The following is a 17,413-nucleotide window of genomic DNA, read 5'->3' on the forward strand; positions in this document are numbered from 1 at the left end:
AATTGATAACTTCTTATTATTTTTTTGATTAATTCATGCGTAGTTTTGGATTACTTTGTCGATTCCAACTTTTCAAGTCTTTCCATAATCCGATTGATTATTTTATCTTTTTCAATTAGGTGTAAAGTCATTTCTTCCACCTTTTTGAGCAAAAGTAGATTCATGCCAGCTACATCCAGTCCATCCGCTTGAATCTCTTTGGCCGAAGGTACCTCTGGCAAATGTTTATTTGCTTTGATATAGCTTTCAATTTCCGCTAAACTTTTTAACTGATAATCAGGTTCAAAAACATAATCTGGAACATTGATATCTGTCTTAATTTTTATTTCTTTTGCCAAAATATTGCCGTCCACGGACAACTTCGCCTGCGGATTTGACGTACCTATGCCCATATTTCCATTGGGAAGGATTGTAACCTTAGCTGTCTGATTGGTAATAATGGAAAAGGGATGATTGCTTCGTGTGCCGACCATACCACCCGCGAGAGCACCATACCAGCCAACATCATGGGACCAAAGTCCACTCTGAATGTTGTTTGTGGTTACAATAGCTTTTGCATGTCCAATCCCCTGCACTTGCAAAACCCTGTTCCAACCTTCACTATTTTCTATTATCGAAGTACCTATGCCTGCGTCACTTAACGTATTCAGCGTACCATTATTGGCAACCCAAAATGAGTTTCCTATTTTAACTCCATTCGTAAAATCTCCTTCATAATTGATCGTGAGCACATTACTCATATCATGCACAAATGCCCTCCCCCCTGATCCTCGTGGTGGATAGGAAAAAATAACATCCGCAGCACCGTTATAACGGAATTCATATGCCTGTCCATAGGCAGAAACTGCCATACACGCGGCAGCCAATAAGGTTAATATTCTTTTCATATGTTGGCATTTATATAGCTAATTTTCGTTTATTCCATTGATAGCTACTATTAAAAGGTATTTAAAGAAATACAAGCCCCAATTATCTAGAAATACTAAAGAATTAATTGGTTTCAGCACTTCGAACAGAAATCATTCAGATTTAAAACGTTAAATACGTACATAGCTAACATTATCAAAAAAAGATAATACCACAAGTTAATAGTTAAGCTGACGTCCGATTAAAATATTTCACACTGCATTTTAAACGAATGGCCGAAATTACATATTTCCCAACAAACAATCCTTAAGAATTAAAAAGTTTTTATTAAAAAACCATAAAGAGATTATAAAAGAAATTAAAGGCACTCAAATAGAAAAGGTACAAAATATCATAAAACACACAAAACAGTGTAACAAAGCGGATTAAACCATAAAATAAACAAAAAACATTCTTCATAAGATAATTACAACTAAACTAAAACAATAGAGAGAAAAACAATTATATATCTTTGCAAAAATTAACAATTTATGAAAAGTATTAACATTTTAACACTATTATCGGCACTATTCATTTGCCTTAATACCTTAAGCGGTCAAGAAGCTGGTATTAAAACAAAAAACCTCGGAGACTTTTCGTCTTCTGATAACCAGGCACGCGAATTCAAATTGTTTGATCTATCTTACAATACCCATCACTGGCAAAATGGCGCAAGTGTGATCGTAGAAGTTTTCCAGGATTTTTATTCACCTGCTTACGCCAAATATGTCATCAACTTTGGCTACGGTAAAGGAGCCAACTACGGGACGGGGCAGCTCTATCAGGTAGAAAACTTCGGCAGCCACGAATTTGCAGTAGCATTTGGAACGGGATCAAATCTAGCTACCCAATATTCAGGATATCCGAACGCAAAAATTCCCGTTATGTTGAAAATCAAAGCCTATATTTCCTGTCGGGTGAAAGTGACTTATACCTATAATGAAGTAGCTTCGGTAGCGAATTACGCCGAAATAGCTTTCGGTAACACGTCCGGGACTGTTATACCTGATTTCACTGCACAAACCATGGCCAATACGCCAATGTGGACGACAGGCAGCTTACGCGTCGAAGGAATCGACAATCATTATATTTCGCAAGGTAATTTAGGAATCGGAACCAAAAATCCACAGGACAAACTTTCCGTAAATGGTAAAATACGCGCACATGAAATCAGGGTAACAACCGCAACCGCTGATTGGCCAGATTATGTATTTAAAGCAGATTATGATTTAAAACCTTTATCCGAAATCGAACAGTATATTAAAAACAAGGGACATTTACCTGAGGTTCCTACTGCTAGCGAAGTGGAATCCAGCGGCATCGAATTGGGTGAACTCAATAAAGTATTATTGAAGAAGATAGAGGAACTGACTCTTCATGCTATCCAAACAAAAAAGCATATAGAGCAACAAGACAGAGAAATCAGTGCATTAAAAGAATTAATCAATAATCATCTTCCCGCGAAATCAACTAATCAACCTATTGGTATACAATGATCATTGAATAATCCAAGGGTTCCAACCCTGTTTGAAGCCCTTGGATTATCTATCGAACCATAGAACGATTCTCTTTCAATTGCTTGAGTTCCTCAGTCTGTTTCACTAATGTCTTATTCATCTGAATCATCTGCAAAGTCATCTCTTCCATCTTTTTCAGTAACAATAGATTCATTTTTGCCAAATCCAAACCATCGGCCGCTACCTCCTTGGCAGACGGAATTTCTGGAAGATGTTTATGCGTTTTAACAAACTCTTCGATCTGCTCTAACGTATTCATTTTATACCCAGGCTCGAATACATAGTCTGGCACGGTAATATCCGTCTTAACTTTTATTTGCTTTGCTAAAATATCACCATTTACCGCCAGATCAGCCTGTGGATCATCTGTCCCTATCCCCACTTTTCCCAGTACATTAAATCGAGACACATGATTGCTGATCTTTCTATTGGGAACAAAATCTGTTATCTCTTTCAAAATGCTGGTATTTTGCGCTATTCCATTCTTTTCATAGGTAACAAATTCCAAACTGAGCGCCGACGATTTAACCCAGCCTACAAACTGAAACCCATTCTGATGATAAGCAGCCAAATAAGGTACTTCCAAAGCAAGATATTTTTTACCGTTGTATCGGCATGTTTTAAGCTTCCACAGATAATCAGCCTCATCATTCGAGATGAGGTTAGCATAGGTCGAGCTATAGGCTGACGAACTATTGATATTAGCCACATTTAATCTATTTCCCGCACTCGTACTCCCCCGTCGGGCTGCAATTGTACCGACCAAGTAATTGTCGGAAATCAGCGTACCATCATAAATTTCATGCAATAGAATCAACGATTTGGTATAGTCCGCATTTTCGGTTGAATTAATCACCTTATGGACATAATCTCCAGAGAGCGTCGTAACTTGTGCGTTTAGTACGCTCCAAAATAATGCAAAGACTATCGTGAGGATAAAAAATCTAAGCTTTAAATATTTCATATTGCTATTTAACTTTCTTTTGTAGTGTTTCAATAAGATCTTGCTGTTTTCTATTCGATTTGTCCAGTTCGATCACATGCAGGGTTAACTCTTCGATCTTCTTCAACAGTATTTTATTCATCTCGCCCAGCGACAGGCCGTTTGATTCTACATCCTCAGCTTTGGGAACACCCGGAAGATGTCCATTTGTCAGAATAAATTGCTCAGTTTCATGTAATGGGATCAAGTTATAGCTCGGTTTAAAAACATAATCAGGCCAGTTGCTAGTCTCTACTTTAATCTCTCGCGCACGGATATTTCCATTGACGGAAAGTTTCTCACCCGGTGTCTCAATACCAATCCCCAAATTACCGTTGGGGTCCATGGTGATTTTATTAAAATAAGATCCATTAGAGGTTGCAAAAACCAAGTTACCCATTGCATTCGTTGTTGCATCTGTAGCCTGTAGCCCGCCGATATAGGCCACCCCTTTAAACCCCGATGAATTTCGAGATACCCAAGAGATTGTACCGATTGAACTCTCCCGCATCAAGGCGCCAGAGCTTAGTACAATATGAGACTGACTATGCAAGGTAGTATTATTGTTAAAAATTTCCATAACCCTGTTGTTCCCACCATGAAAATAGGAAGAGGGATTAAGCACCCCTATCCCCGCATCTCCAGAACTAGGAAATGTATTTGATTGGGAATAAACCTGTGCGCTACAAAATGTTAAAACCGAAAAGGTCAATAAAATAAATTTGATGTTCATCATTGATTATTTAAATGTGTATTTTTTATAAATTCCATTGATTCGTAAAATATACTATCTGGTTAATAGAACTTTATGCAATTACTGATTCAATTTATTTAATAGGTAAAAAAAGCAATATAAATTGAACGAGCATTATTATTTCCAAAAATGCAATATCAATATGGCTAGATCTTTTATTAATTTTAAAAAAAAGTAAAAGATATTCAAATATAAAAAAACACCATCCATATTAAATCATAAACAATATAAGTTGTGCTTTTTCTTAAAATTTAGATTAAATATTTAGCTTACTCGGTTGCTTTTTTTTTATTTTGCGACATACTTCGTTATTTTCCGCTTCGTAGGCGATATAGCATGAGAAGAAAATACCATAAACAACGTTATTCAAGATTAACAATCCTATTAGTATGAAAAAAATACTGGCTTTCTTGATGGTACTCAGTACCGGAAAGGTATCCTTGGCGCAGACCAATATTTTACCGGCAAATGGCAATGTAGGTATAGGAAACACCTATCCAACAGCACTACTTCACATTGGCTCAGGTACGGGTAACCTACACATTGCACAACCCGGTATTTTGATAAAAAATGGTGCTGGCGATCGCTCGCTTATGGAAATACATAGCCCCGGAGGGGAAAATAGATTCATATTGCAATCCTTAAAATATGGTTTTTATTTAGCTGGATTGGACGAAAAGCCACTTCTTATCCAAACATCGGGTGGCAAGGTAAATATTGGAACCGAAAATTCGGATCCCAACGCATTACTGACCGTAAAAGGCGGAATTGCAGCGACGGAAATAAAAGTAGCCACAACGACTGGGGCTGATTTTGTTTTTAGTGAAAACTATCAACTGCCCTCTCTAAAAGAGATCGAAACATTTATTAGCAACAACAAGCATCTTCCAGCTGTACCATCTGCTGAAAATATGGTAAAAAATGGGATTGAACTCGGTCAAATGAACATTTTATTACTTCAAAAAATAGAAGAATTGACATTACATCTGATCAAGAAAGAAAAAGAAATGGAAGAACTTAGGGATGAAGTCAAACAGATAAAAGCGAAATTGTAACAGGCTTCTGAAATAAAACCGCTATACCAAAAACAGTACAATCGGATAGTTTTTAAATTGTGTTATCCGATTGTACTCTGTAACAGATTGTGGTCATTGAAGTATTAAAACATACAAACCCAATTTGGGAACAAGCTAATCTTTTAAGCCTACGAATTTTTTTATCTCATTTATCTGCTGCTGTTGTGAGCTAAGCTGTTTATCTTTTTCAATAATAATCAGCGTCATCTCTTCGATCTTCTTCAAAAGTATTTTATTCATCTCGCCCAGCGATAGGCCGTTTGATTCTACATCCTCAGCTTTGGGAACATCCGGAAGATGGCCATATGTCTTTATAAACTGCTCAGTCTCCGATAAAAGAGGTATTTTATAATCCGCCTTGAAAACATAATCTGGCCAATCCGCTACTGCAGTCGTTACCCGAATCTCATGTGCACGTATTTTGCCGTTTACAGAAAGTTTGTCCTGGGGATTAATTGTTCCGATACCAACATTTCCCTCCACTGCTAACCCCACACCATAAGGAACGTCGGCATATGCCTCATATCCCATAGCTACTCCCCGATAAAGTCCCATATTGTCAATCTTCGGTTGCAAATGTAATGTAGAATAATATTGTCCAAATTCAGGCACAGAGAGATGACGTGCCAGGAGCCATGCCTTTCGGGTATTAAGACCGTTGGAAACACCTATTTCAAGACCATTGTTATCTGCTTGAAAAAGCTGCATAATATTACCACGACTAGCCATCGAAGGATAGGCAGCTGAGCCATTGGTTTTAAGATGTAAAGCAGCCCCAGGTGTTGAAATACCAATACCAACATTTCCATTCGTAGGAAATGTATTTTGGGCCTGTGCTGTAAAAATGGCCGTGGAAGCCAATAGTGCAAATAAAATTCTAATTCTCTTCATATTAATTTTTTATGATTGGATGAGCTGATATTTTGGTTTGCAGGTCTTTAATTTCCTTTTGTTGTTGGATTACATACATAGTGAGCTCCTCAATCTTCTTTAAAAGAACCTTATTCATTTCACCTAGTTCAATACCTTTTTCTTGAATATCCTGAGCTGAAGGTACTTCTGGAAGGTGTTTTTCTGATTTGACAAATGACTCCAATTCATCTAAGTTTGGCAGTTTATATCCTTCCTCAAAAACGTAATCCGGCCAATCAGTAACTGCTGTGGTCACTCTAATCTCTTCTGCTTGGATCTTACCTTTGACAGAGAGTTTCTCTGGCGGATTAGGAGTACCGATACCCACATTACCATTATATTTGATACGAAATTGTTCTGCAAGTGGGCTATAATCTACCGGACCACCCGTTGAAAAAACAAGGTCCATCGATTGAATTAATGCATTATTTGCGACCCATGTATTAATCCTCTCTGCACGAATTCGAGCACCAACGTAATCTGGATTATAGTCCCGCCACGTCGTAAAATCTAGGTTGTAACCACCTGTGCTACTACCCAAAGGCACATTGATATTTCCCGAATCGCCTGACTTTCCAATCTTAATAGTACTTGTTGTACTATTTGCTGGAGTTGCGATTGTCAATGGGTTCAGTGGCGCAGTAGTGCCGATTCCCACATTTCCACTGGTAGGAAAAGTATTCGTCTGTCCAAAAGCTGAAAAACTAATCAGAAAAGAGAATAGGCTAAGATATTTATTCATTATTATTAAATTACTTTTTTGATTCTAATTGATTGATACGTTGTTCCAACAGTTTTCCGATTCGCTTCATGTCTGCAATTTCCTTACGCTGCTCTTCTAACAAGTTTTTCTGTTCCATTGATTTCAAACTCTGGCTCTTTATTTCTTTATCTTGTTGAATAGCATGGAGAGTCAGTTCTTCCACTTTTTTCAGTAAAAGCAGATTCATTTCAGCCAGATCTAGACCATCCTTTTTAATTTCTTTCGCAGATGGAATTTCTGGAAGATGCTTATTGGTTTTAACGTAATCGGCAATATAGGCCAAGCTGTTAAGCTCGTAATCCGGTTCGAAAACATAGTCTGGAACAGTAATATCTGTTTTGACTTTAATTTCTTTGGCCAATATATTCCCATCAACTGCTAATTTGGCTTGTGGAACCATTGTACCAATCCCAATATTTCCGTTGGCATGTACAATCATCCTTGGACTATAAAATGGTTTCTCTACCGTAGTAGGCCCGGGTTCACTGGTATGAAAAATAATGGATCCTTGAAAATACTGCCCATTTCCAGGCAGTAAAATTCCAGCACCCGCCATTGTTGGGTGAGTATTTGCGATGCGCAAATTTGTGCTTAACTGAACAGAATTATCGATGTATATGTTTGACCCAACAATCAGGGATCCATGATTATCCCCTCCAAAATTTACAAAGCCTTTCGGCGATTGAAAATTAAAGTTTCCAAATGAAGAGTTGCCCGATCTCATAAATCCACCTGCGACCTCCAATTTATCGGCGGGACTGGTTGTGCCTATTCCAACACTTCCTGTGGTCGGAAAAACGTTCGTCTGGGCATTAACCAAACCAGCCCCTCCTAATAGTATAAGTAAACAAAAAAAGCTCTTCATGTTTTATTTGGTTAAAAGTTGCTCCAGCTTCGACACCTTTGCCTCTAGTTCATTCCGTTTCTTTTCATTCTCGATAGCATGGAGATTCATTTCTGCCAAGTCCAAGCCATTCTTTTCGATCTCCTTAGCGGATGGCACTTCAGGCAAATGTTTATTTAACTTCACATATTGTTCGAGATCTGGAAGACTGGGTAACTTATATTCGGCCTCAAAAACATAATCGGGCACAGCAATATCCGTTTTGACCTTTATTTCTTTAGCCAATATATTTCCTTCTACGCTTAATTTGGCCAGTGGGTTTTTACTGCCTATTCCAACATTTCCGTTGGGCATCACCCTCAACTTTTCAGTTAATCCGGTTGCATACGTCTCTTGTGTGAGTATTTGTAAACCATACGCATTATAATCAGCACTTTCCGTAAACGTATTGATTGAAGTACCATACGTCGTGTAATCGCCAAAACTCAAAGACTGACTGATCATGGGTACAGATTCACCGGCCGTATTCGATAGATTCTTAATCAAAAAATTGCCACCCCTTACTTCTAGTTTGGACAGCGGTGTAGTAGTTCCTATACCTACTGAACCTGTAGTTGGAAAACTATTGTTTTGTGCTTTGCCATACTGGAAGCTTATCAAGCTTAGGACGAGCACGACCATCTTATTCATTATCTTATTATTAAATTGGTTATAGATTTTTATAAATCTCAAAGATTTGTGGCAATACTTACAGTCGATTTTCCAATTCCTTGATCCGTTTTTCTTGTTCCGCAATTCTTTTTTCCTGATGTTCGGCCCGCTCTGTTGCTCGAATAAGATGCAAGGTGAGCTCTTCTATCTTTTGCAATAAATCAATCTGAAGATTGCCGACATTGACACCTTCTTTTTCCATCTGTTTAGCACTCGGGATACCTGGCAAATGTTTGTTTTCCTGAATAAACATTTTCACTGAATCAAGATCAGGGAGCTGGTAATCAGGTTCAAATACAAAGTCGGCCGTTTTTTGGGTATTCACGCGAATTTCATGTGCTCTCACTGTTCCGACAATATCCAATCTATACTCGGGGCTGGTAGTACCTATTCCGATCCGCTGATCATTGAAATGACGATATTGACGTCCAACTCCTCCAGTGCCAACTAGAGGATTAGACAATGTGAGACCCGATTGCAAAACAGGTATCGAAAGCTCATGCAGCAACTGCATCTTTATTTTGACATTAATATTGTTGTGTATATTATTGAGGTGATATATCGGTATTCGCGAGTTTACCGGATCAAAATCTCCGATAGCCCAATAGGATGAAAATGGTTCGGAAGATTCTGTAACTTCACTAGACTGGCTTAAGTAGTTTTGAGAAGTACCATTATATACAATATCGATACGCTTCACTAAAACTCCCCTATTTAACTGGTTATTATATCCGCCCGTAACCTTTATTTCTATTGTTCCATAAAGATTAACATTCGGAGGAATCTGTATATAACAAACCTCATTGGATACACCCTGATTAAACGACGTTTGAAAAGATTTTTCAAAAAAATGCTGAGCTTCCACCTGTAGGGAGGCCAGTAGACTCAAAAGAGCAATTAAATACCTGGTAATCACGTTTAGAAAATAAAATAAGTTAATTTTAAGCTGAGAAATACATCCTCACAAGGTTATCAAGAGAATTTATTCTAATCAAAATTAAACTATTTAGCAAAATATGCAAAATTATTTTCTTGTTAAATTATAGTTCGTTCACCAGATATTAGTCACCTATGCTATTAGTCATGGTTTAAAATAAAAAAAGCCTTTGAAGATCAATGCAACTCGTTTTCGAGATTACATTCTATTTTCTAATTCTTTAATACGCCTTTCTTGTGCATTAATTCGTTCAGTTGCTTGAATAAGATGTAAGGTGAGTTCCTCGATTTTTTGCAATAGATCAATCTGCAGACTACCCACATTAATACCATCTCTCTCCATCTGTTTAGCACTCGGAATGCCTGGTAGGTGTCTATTTTCTTGAATAAAAGTTTTGACCGAATCCAATACCGGTAGCTGGTAGCTGGGATCAAACACAAAATCTGCCGTTTTTTGGGTATTCACACGAATTTCATGTGCTCTTGCTGTACCAACAATATCCAATTTATACTCCGGGCTGCTCGTTCCTATACCTATACGACTTTCAGTAAAGCTACGGAATGAACGAGCCGCTGTATTATCTTCCACAGCAGGCGCCGTCATCGTAAGTCCCGTAGGTAAACTTTCAATTAATGCCGAATGCAATACATGAAACTTAACTTTAACGCCCAGCATATTTGATGTAGAAACGAGATGATAAATCGGTATCCTTGAGTTCACGGGATCGAAATCACCGATTGCCCACTGCGCAGCCAAAGGCTCGCTTGCAGCAACAATTTCACTGCTTTGATTTAAATAAGCCGTTGGGGTACCCGCATAAACAATGTCAATCCGTTTCGTTAATACGCCCCTATTTAATTGATTATTATACCCACCAGTCAATTGGATTTCTATATTGCCCGATACCTGATTACCTGTAGGAATATTGATATAAGAAACTATTTTAGCCCCTGTATTAAAGGTAATAGTAAATGATTTCTCATAAAAATGTTGTGCATTTGTAGTCTTGCTCCAAAGCAGGATTACAAAAACAACAATTCCCGCAATATTTCTCGACATATTCTTCATGCTTCATAAATTTTAATTTTTAGTCTTTCCAAGTTCCTTTTTTATTTCCGCTATCTCTTTATCCTTTTCCAGTAAATATAAAGTAAGCTCCTCAATTTTCTTCAACAACACCTTATTCATTTCGCCTAAAGATATTCCCTCGCTTTCCGCACTCTCAGCATTCGGTACTTCCGGTAGATGACCATTTTCCTGTATAAACAACCGCAATGAATCCAAACTCCTTAATCCGTAATCTTTCTTGAACACATAGTCGGGCCAATTGGCTGTCTCAACTTTAATTTCCTGCGCCCGTATTTTACCCTTTACTGACAGTTTTTCTGTGGGAGATCCAGTCCCAACACCGACATTACCATCCAAATAAAATAAACTGGCGGCATTACGCTGCCACTGAAAAGATGAACCAAAAAATTGCGGCACAACGGTACCATTGCCTGTATCGTAAAATTCAACAAATACTTTAACAGCATACCCGTTAGCATGATTGGTATACACTTTAACAACATTATCCTCCACGATAAGCAAAGGATGATTGGAAGTTGAGCCTGCGAGTGCAACTGCCCTGATTTGCCAAGTTGTTGTCGGGGAGTCGTACCACACCAGATATTCAGCACCGGTGCGCGTGCCTGTCGGACTAACAGCTAGTTTTACACGGTACAGGCCACCAACCTTCAATGGTTGCCCACCGGCATCTGTAAGTTCAACCTTAGCCGTAGCGCTTACACTCACAGTCTTGATAAAGGTTGATGTCTGTGCCATTGAATTGGAAATACCAACTAAGAAAAGCAACAGAAAAATGATCTGATAAACTAGAATTTTATTCATACGTTTTTTTTATTTCGGTTAGCTTAAGTCATGCGGAATGGATCACCAGCCGATTCCGGCAACTGCCCCCTGTCATCTCTCCTCAGCCTAATTGCAATAGACCTTAACTTTCCCTCAAACAAACACAACTCGCTACAGGTTAATAAATTATTAATATATTTACAAATACAAATTTATAAATTCACAAACATACTTTATTATTATTTTTAAATTAATTATATAAAGCTTACTGCCAATTATGCTTAAAAATTATCTCCTATATTTAAAAGACAGAACGATCTATTTATTCCCAGCCCCCCTCCTTTAAGTAAAATTTTGTGTAGATTTACAACACTTAACGCATTAATATTACATGAAAAGATTTTTAGCTATATTTCTACTATTTTCCTGCTGCTTTGCCGCCTGTTCCGAATTTATAGAATATCCTTTGGAGAAAGAAAGTGTCGAACTATTGGCGCCGATGGACAGCCTTTCCACACAAGACAGTGTCGTGAGCTTTTATTGGAAAAATCACCAGGACGCAGACAAATATCGGCTTCAAATTGCACGTCCAAACTTTGATTCTATTCAAAAAGTAATAGTAGACACGGTAACCACATTGGATCACCTTAATCTTACAGTAAGTCCAGGAAAATATACCTGGCGCGTGCGACCGGAAAATTCGGGCAGTGTAGGTCTTTTCAAACAACGCCAGATCACCATTTTGCCGAGCTTGAAATAAAGATGAAAAACAAAGCGATGACATATATATTGCTCTCCTTGGTCGTTGGACTTTGGGGCTATATTATATATAAGATTTTTGCAGCAGTTTCTGATGATGATCAAGGCCCTCGTCAGGCACAAAAGAACTTTGTCCAAAATGTGAGCGACCTCAGTTTTTACAATCAAAAGAAAACAACCGCTTTGCTATTAAACTATCCCGATCCCATGTTAAAAAATGTCGTTGCCGATAGCGTCCCTTCAGCACCGGTAACGCCCGCCGTAAACAACTATGTCGCGCCACCGGTTCAGTCTTATCAGCCCGAACCGCAAATCAATGTGCGCTATATCGGGTTTATCGAAAATCTAAACGACAAGAAACCTACGGCCATCGTCGCAATCATGGACAAACAATATATGATGAATGTCGGCGATGAACAGAATGGGGTTAAATTGACAGCTATTAACCAAGGGCAGATTACCATCAAAGCCCACGGTAAAAACAAGACAATATTTAAAAATGACAACTAAAAAAATTCTGTATACGATCTTCTTCTTCATGATTTCTATCATCTGTCAGGCACAGGTTAAAGAACTCGCCATCTTTCGGAGATTCACTATTTCGTCCAATGATGGGAGCAAGACAATATGCTATGCCGACAACATCAAGATCAGCCCTAATAGTGACAAAACCTACGTTTGGTACGAAAGCAATCAGCTGCACCAGACTATGGGTGGCTATTCGGGAAAACTTCTCAATGGACAGTTCACACACTACTTCCCCAACAAGAATCTTTCCGACCAGGGATTATATGTGAAAGGACTCAAACAGGGGGTATGGCGCCACTGGTATGCGAATGGGAATCTCAAAAGTGAATCCCAATGGATGGCGAACATCGAAGAAGGTCCTTTTGTACGATACGATGAGCAGGGCAATTGGATCCAACGCGGATATCTAAAAGAGGGTAAATTGCACGGTAGCATAGAGAACAAAACAAGCGATACCATTAGTTACCAATATTTTGACCTGGGAAAGGAAATTTCCAAAGAAGCTTTCCAAAATAACAATATCTTCCGCAAGACTGGAAAGCTGATCGGTGACCAGATCAATAAATGGTTTAAAAAGAAAGAGAATCAGCCCGAACCTGTAACACCCTAATTCCCAAAACTATGCTCAAGGCGGCAGCATTATATCTGGTGTTGGTCATTTCCCTTATCGTGTCGGTACTTTTGGGGAGTTTGATCTATCTTGCTTTCTTTTTTCGGGATCAAGATGCCCGTTTTAACCGTAAAGAACAGCTGAGACAGCAGATTGATGCCGGCTATAGTCTGGTTACCTCCACCAATTTCCCCTATGTCCTGGATACCGCACTGACCAATATCACCCAGCAGGGAGATTCGGTCTATCTATCGAGATACGAATGGGGACTTTATGATATTGCCGTCGTCCGCGCACATATGCAACGCGATTCCCTCATGAAGACTGCTTTATTAGGTCCAGCGCCCACAGACTCAACGGTACTGTATATCACCGATGAAGATCGGCCGGTTTCAGTAAGTGGTGAAACGGTCATTAAGGGAACGGCATTTCTCCCCAAATCTGGTGTGAGACCATCTTATGTTGATGGGGAATATTTTAAAGGCAATGAGAAGATCGTTGAAGGAAAGAGTAAAGACAGCGATCGGCAGATGCAGGCACTGAATACCAAGCGCCTGACAGCGCTGCAAGCCTTGCTGAAACAAGACAGTCTGAAGGGCAATATGCTGCCTATCGGTACCACTAATAAAAACCCTTTTCATCAGCGCACACTACGTTACCATCTACGTGCAGGCCAGGGACAGATCAGCGATAGTCTGATGGGTAATATTCAATTGCTATCGGACACCACAATTGTCATTCCCGCTACAGCCTTTTTACAGGATATTTTGGTGATCGCGCCATGCATACGGATCGAAAAAGGATTTAAAGGCGCTGCGCAGTTCTTTGCCACCGACTCATTGATATTGGAAGATAATGTTTCCCTCCAGTATCCATCGACAGCAGCAGTAATCGGCGCAGAAGGCAAAAGAACAAGCTTAAGAATAGGCAACAACTGCAATATCGCAGGAACTGTTCTCTTATACGAGCCCAAACGCTCCGATATGCCATCGGCAGCAAGCCTCGGAAAAGACTGCAAGATTCAGGGGGATCTCATTGTCTATGGTCTTTTAGACTACAGCAAAGGGTTACAAGTAGTAGGCCGCACAGCCTGTTACCGGTTCCTCTACAAAAGCCCTTCATCCATGTACGAGAATTTTTTGGTCAATATTAAATTTGACCGAAGCAAGCTATCTCCCCATTTCCTGAGCTCTTATTTATTGATCGCCGATCAAAAAAAACAGATCAATAAACCTTTAAAATGGTATAATCATGGGAGTTAACATTCTTCGGCTCAAAGCCTCCTCCTTGGTGGAAACACTTGTATCCATGGTGATTATCCTGATCGTCTTCGGCATAGGCATGCTTATTTTTGTCAACCTGACCAAAGCTTCTAGAAGTGAAACACGAAAGAGCACAACGGAGCAGATGATGCTTTGGAGCCGTCAGCTGGAGACAAGCGGATTTGATGGCAACACTATGGGAGAAAGCCTGAAGGATAGTATCAAATTAAGCTACCAGCTCAAGGAAACCGAAGGGTATCCCGACCGCCTGCGCCTGGCCGTTTATGCAATCTCCGAGGAAGGCAAAGTAACAGATAGCCTAGTACGCTATATTGAGAATAAAGCAGGGGAAAGGGATCAGCGATGAGCAAACAAAAATTAAAGGCTTTTACCCTCATGGAACTCACCATTGCCATGCTGATTTCAGCCATCAGTATTGGTATGGCTTTCTATATGTTTCAATATTTTCAACAGCTCTTCCTACGGCAGCAAAAGCAACGACAGGAGCGTTTCTCCTACAGCCTCTTCAAACATTTGCTGGAACAGGACATCAATAGATCGCTTTGGTTAAAAACAAGCGAAAATGGTCTGATCTGCGAAAATGAATTCGGAAATATCAGTTATGAGTTTGCACCTAAATTCATTGTAAGAAATCAAAATACCGTAGAAAAAGATACTTTTCTGATTCAAACTGTCAATCTGGATATGACGCCAAGGATACAGCATCTTCCATCGGAAGAACTGACAGACCATATTAACCTGAATATCCGGTTTGAAAATAAAGAACATCAATTTGATTACCATAAGATCTATTCGGCTCAGCAACTTTTACAGCTTGAATCGGGGATCACTAATTAATGTATTTCGTCTATGCCTTCAATTGATATCTCAAAATATAAGAAAAAGCCTGAACAGCCTACTTCCCCTAAGAAAAAAGAAGGGCCTGGCGATATTTTGGCCTTTCTGAACAAAGACATCAGCTTTGGAAACGGCCAGCTTCCCGACAAGAAAAAAGAAGAGTTCTATGTCGAATTCAGTACCCTGCTCTTATCGGGTGTTGACCTCAAGACTGCATTTGATCTTGTTCTTTTGGATCAGAAAAATAGCAAGGACAACAAATTGTTCCAAGAAATCAAGAGCAATGTCCTTGTGGGCGACAGCCTATCAGATGCCATCCGTAAAAGCGGAAAATTCAGCAATTACGAATTTTTCAGTTTACGGATTGGAGAAGAGACCGGGAAACTTGGCGAGGTTATGAAAGAATTGGCCTCGTTCTACAAAAGTAAGATTGGGCAGCGCCGTAAAATTATCTCGGCACTCACCTACCCCGTCATTGTCTTAAGCACATCGATGGGCGCAGTACTATTTATGCTTAAGTTTGTGGTACCGATGTTTTCCGATATTTTCAAACGTTTCGGCGGCGAGCTACCTGCCATTACGGCCTTTATTTTAAAAGTCTCCCAATTTATGGACCGCACGTTCTGGTGGGGTGTATTATTCCTTATTGGTCTTATTGTATTTATCCGTTTCAACCAAAAGCAGCTGTGGTGGCGCAAGTGGTCTTCCAAGATTATGTTAAAGCTTCCCTTATTTGGCGATATTATCCGAAAGGTGCATTTGGCACGCTTCGCTAATACCATGCGCTTGTTGGTCAGTACGAATACGCCGCTCTTGCAATCTATCCAATTGGTGCAGCAGATGACCGATTTTTATCCGATAGCACATTCTTTGGAGGGAGCCGAGAAGGAAATCCTACAGGGAGAATCCTTACACGCTGCACTTTCCAAATATCCTTTTTACCCAGCCAAAACGGTACAATTGATCCGTGTTGGGGAGGAGGTAAACCGGTTGGATTTTTTCTTTGAAAAGATCGCCACGCAGCTGACGGAAGAAGTCGAATACAAGACCTCAACCCTTTCTAGTTTGCTTGAACCTTTTATAATTATCTTCTTGGGCTTGGTCGTTGGATTGATCCTTATCGCCATGTACCTGCCGATGTTCCAAATGAGCAATAGTTTTTAACCACAATAAAGTATATTTTATGAACAAGTTTATTTTTTCAATCGTCCTACTCCTATTGGGATGTAGCCACTGTGCCAAAGCGCAAAATGCGAATGATTATTTCCAGACTACAGTTACTTTTCCTGCAGATTTCAAGGTTGGCGATTTTATTGAATTCGCTTCAGCCAAACCGATCGCAGTAGGTGCGTCAGGTTATTATGAAGTTTCAATAGCTTACACGAGGGGCAACGTAGCATCTGCAGCCACACATATCGTTTCTTCTACACACTCCAATCCTACGAGATGGCTTGAAGCTGGTCGTGTAAATAATAACGTATACACATCTGGAGGCCTGAATTTTACGATTGATCATAATACGGGTACAAAAGCATTTCGCATTAGAGCAACTAATACCTTAGGAGTAGCTACACCTTTGACTGTGGATGTAAAAATTCGTTCTATTAATTTTAACACTGGATACAACAGCTATATTACAACTGGCAACGAACCAAACGCAATAGGACTTTTGCCCATGACATTCAATTGGAGTTTAGTTGTAGGAAATACCATTGAAAGCATCCCTGGTATCCTTGCCATACATGCTGCTAACAATGGTAACGTAGGTATTGGGACTAGCGCTCCACTGGACAAGCTATCCGTTAACGGTAAAATCCGCGCTCACGAGATCAAGGTGACGACTGCTGCTGCGGACTGGCCAGACTTTGTCTTCAATGACGATCATCAATTGATACCACTGGATTCACTTGCAAGTTTTGTAAAAGAAAACAAACATCTACCAAATATAGCTCCCGCAAAATCTGTTGAAGAAAATGGTATTGCCTTAGGAGAGCTAAACCGTCAGCTACTACAGAAAATTGAAGAGATGACTTTGTACCTTATTCAACAAAATAAGGGCATGAAAACGCTCAATCAAGAAATTGAAAGTTTAAGAAAAGAAATTGATGTATTAAAAATGAACCGATAAAACACCTCTTTTAGG

General features: G+C 39.4%; 20 protein-coding genes. 10 read left to right on the forward strand and 10 right to left on the reverse strand.

What is annotated here, in order from left to right; translation table 11 throughout:
- Positions 1 to 50 precede the first annotated feature (50 nt).
- Positions 51 to 887 carry a hypothetical protein gene (locus A9970_RS12540; RefSeq protein ID WP_182982513.1) on the reverse strand — a complete coding sequence of 279 codons (837 nt, stop codon included), beginning with the start codon at positions 885 to 887 and terminating at the stop codon, positions 51 to 53.
- Between the two features lie 510 nt (positions 888 to 1,397).
- Between A9970_RS12540 and A9970_RS12545 the strand changes: the two genes are divergently transcribed.
- Positions 1,398 to 2,402, forward strand: coding sequence for a hypothetical protein (locus A9970_RS12545; RefSeq protein WP_182982514.1), 1,005 nt, complete (start codon positions 1,398 to 1,400; stop codon positions 2,400 to 2,402).
- Between the two features lie 49 nt (positions 2,403 to 2,451).
- On the opposite strand, the gene A9970_RS12550 is transcribed toward A9970_RS12545, so the two are convergent.
- A complete protein-coding gene (locus A9970_RS12550; protein WP_182982515.1) occupies positions 2,452 to 3,387 on the reverse strand; it encodes a hypothetical protein in 936 nt (311 codons plus the stop codon).
- Positions 3,388 to 3,391: 4 nt separating this feature from the next.
- Positions 3,392 to 4,141 carry a hypothetical protein gene (locus A9970_RS12555; RefSeq protein ID WP_182982516.1) on the reverse strand — a complete coding sequence of 250 codons (750 nt, stop codon included), beginning with the start codon at positions 4,139 to 4,141 and terminating at the stop codon, positions 3,392 to 3,394.
- Between the two features lie 407 nt (positions 4,142 to 4,548).
- Between A9970_RS12555 and A9970_RS12560 the strand changes: the two genes are divergently transcribed.
- Positions 4,549 to 5,214 (forward strand): hypothetical protein, encoded by a 666-nt coding sequence (locus tag A9970_RS12560; RefSeq protein WP_182982517.1) that lies wholly within the window; start codon positions 4,549 to 4,551, stop codon positions 5,212 to 5,214.
- Between the two features lie 135 nt (positions 5,215 to 5,349).
- Here A9970_RS12560 and A9970_RS12565 read toward each other — a convergent pair whose 3' ends face one another.
- The 7 genes from A9970_RS12565 to A9970_RS12595 all read right to left on the reverse strand — a co-directional run bounded on the left by A9970_RS12565 (position 5,350) and on the right by A9970_RS12595 (position 11,292).
- Positions 5,350 to 6,126, reverse strand: coding sequence for a hypothetical protein (locus A9970_RS12565; RefSeq protein WP_182982518.1), 777 nt, complete (start codon positions 6,124 to 6,126; stop codon positions 5,350 to 5,352).
- 1 nt (position 6,127) lies between these two features.
- Complete coding sequence (locus A9970_RS12570) at positions 6,128 to 6,889, reverse strand: tail fiber protein (RefSeq protein WP_182982519.1); 762 nt, start codon at positions 6,887 to 6,889, stop codon at positions 6,128 to 6,130.
- A 10-nt stretch (positions 6,890 to 6,899) separates the two neighbouring features.
- On the reverse strand, positions 6,900 to 7,775 hold the full coding sequence (locus A9970_RS12575; RefSeq protein ID WP_182982520.1) for a hypothetical protein: 876 nt from the start codon (positions 7,773 to 7,775) through the stop codon (positions 6,900 to 6,902).
- 3 nt (positions 7,776 to 7,778) lie between these two features.
- On the reverse strand, positions 7,779 to 8,444 hold the full coding sequence (locus tag A9970_RS12580) for a hypothetical protein (protein WP_182982521.1): 666 nt from the start codon (positions 8,442 to 8,444) through the stop codon (positions 7,779 to 7,781).
- Between the two features lie 58 nt (positions 8,445 to 8,502).
- Entirely contained in the window at positions 8,503 to 9,381 is an 879-nt protein-coding gene (locus A9970_RS12585; RefSeq protein WP_182982522.1) for a hypothetical protein, read from the reverse strand.
- A gap of 219 nt (positions 9,382 to 9,600) precedes the next feature.
- Entirely contained in the window at positions 9,601 to 10,470 is an 870-nt protein-coding gene (locus tag A9970_RS12590) for a hypothetical protein (protein WP_182982523.1), read from the reverse strand.
- A 12-nt stretch (positions 10,471 to 10,482) separates the two neighbouring features.
- Entirely contained in the window at positions 10,483 to 11,292 is an 810-nt protein-coding gene (locus A9970_RS12595) for a hypothetical protein (protein WP_182982524.1), read from the reverse strand.
- Positions 11,293 to 11,644: 352 nt separating this feature from the next.
- Here A9970_RS12595 and A9970_RS12600 point away from each other — a divergent pair, with 352 nt between their 5' ends.
- The 8 genes from A9970_RS12600 to A9970_RS12635 are packed head-to-tail and all read left to right on the forward strand — an operon-like array spanning position 11,645 to position 17,398.
- Positions 11,645 to 12,013, forward strand: a complete 369-nt coding sequence (locus A9970_RS12600; protein WP_046674316.1) for a hypothetical protein — start codon at positions 11,645 to 11,647, stop codon at positions 12,011 to 12,013.
- Positions 12,014 to 12,015: 2 nt separating this feature from the next.
- Positions 12,016 to 12,522 (forward strand): hypothetical protein, encoded by a 507-nt coding sequence (locus tag A9970_RS12605; protein ID WP_182982525.1) that lies wholly within the window; start codon positions 12,016 to 12,018, stop codon positions 12,520 to 12,522.
- A complete protein-coding gene (locus A9970_RS12610; protein WP_182982526.1) occupies positions 12,512 to 13,150 on the forward strand; it encodes a toxin-antitoxin system YwqK family antitoxin in 639 nt (212 codons plus the stop codon). The genes A9970_RS12605 and A9970_RS12610 overlap by 11 nt, the downstream gene beginning before the upstream one ends.
- An 11-nt stretch (positions 13,151 to 13,161) precedes the next feature.
- On the forward strand, positions 13,162 to 14,412 hold the full coding sequence (locus A9970_RS12615) for a hypothetical protein (protein WP_182982527.1): 1,251 nt from the start codon (positions 13,162 to 13,164) through the stop codon (positions 14,410 to 14,412).
- Positions 14,402 to 14,779: a PilW family protein gene (locus A9970_RS12620; protein ID WP_182982528.1), complete on the forward strand. Its 378-nt coding sequence runs from the start codon at positions 14,402 to 14,404 to the stop codon at positions 14,777 to 14,779. The genes A9970_RS12615 and A9970_RS12620 overlap by 11 nt, the downstream gene beginning before the upstream one ends.
- Positions 14,776 to 15,270 (forward strand): type II secretion system protein J, encoded by a 495-nt coding sequence (locus A9970_RS12625; RefSeq protein WP_182982529.1) that lies wholly within the window; start codon positions 14,776 to 14,778, stop codon positions 15,268 to 15,270. The genes A9970_RS12620 and A9970_RS12625 overlap by 4 nt, the downstream gene beginning before the upstream one ends.
- Before the next feature lie 12 nt (positions 15,271 to 15,282).
- Positions 15,283 to 16,434, forward strand: a complete 1,152-nt coding sequence (locus A9970_RS12630; RefSeq protein WP_182982530.1) for a type II secretion system F family protein — start codon at positions 15,283 to 15,285, stop codon at positions 16,432 to 16,434.
- A 19-nt stretch (positions 16,435 to 16,453) separates the two neighbouring features.
- Positions 16,454 to 17,398, forward strand: a complete 945-nt coding sequence (locus A9970_RS12635; RefSeq protein WP_182982531.1) for a hypothetical protein — start codon at positions 16,454 to 16,456, stop codon at positions 17,396 to 17,398.
- Positions 17,399 to 17,413: the final 15 nt, after the last annotated feature.

Source organism: Sphingobacterium sp. UME9 (assembly GCF_014170215.1).
Classification (GTDB): Bacteria; Bacteroidota; Bacteroidia; order Sphingobacteriales; family Sphingobacteriaceae; genus Sphingobacterium; species Sphingobacterium paramultivorum.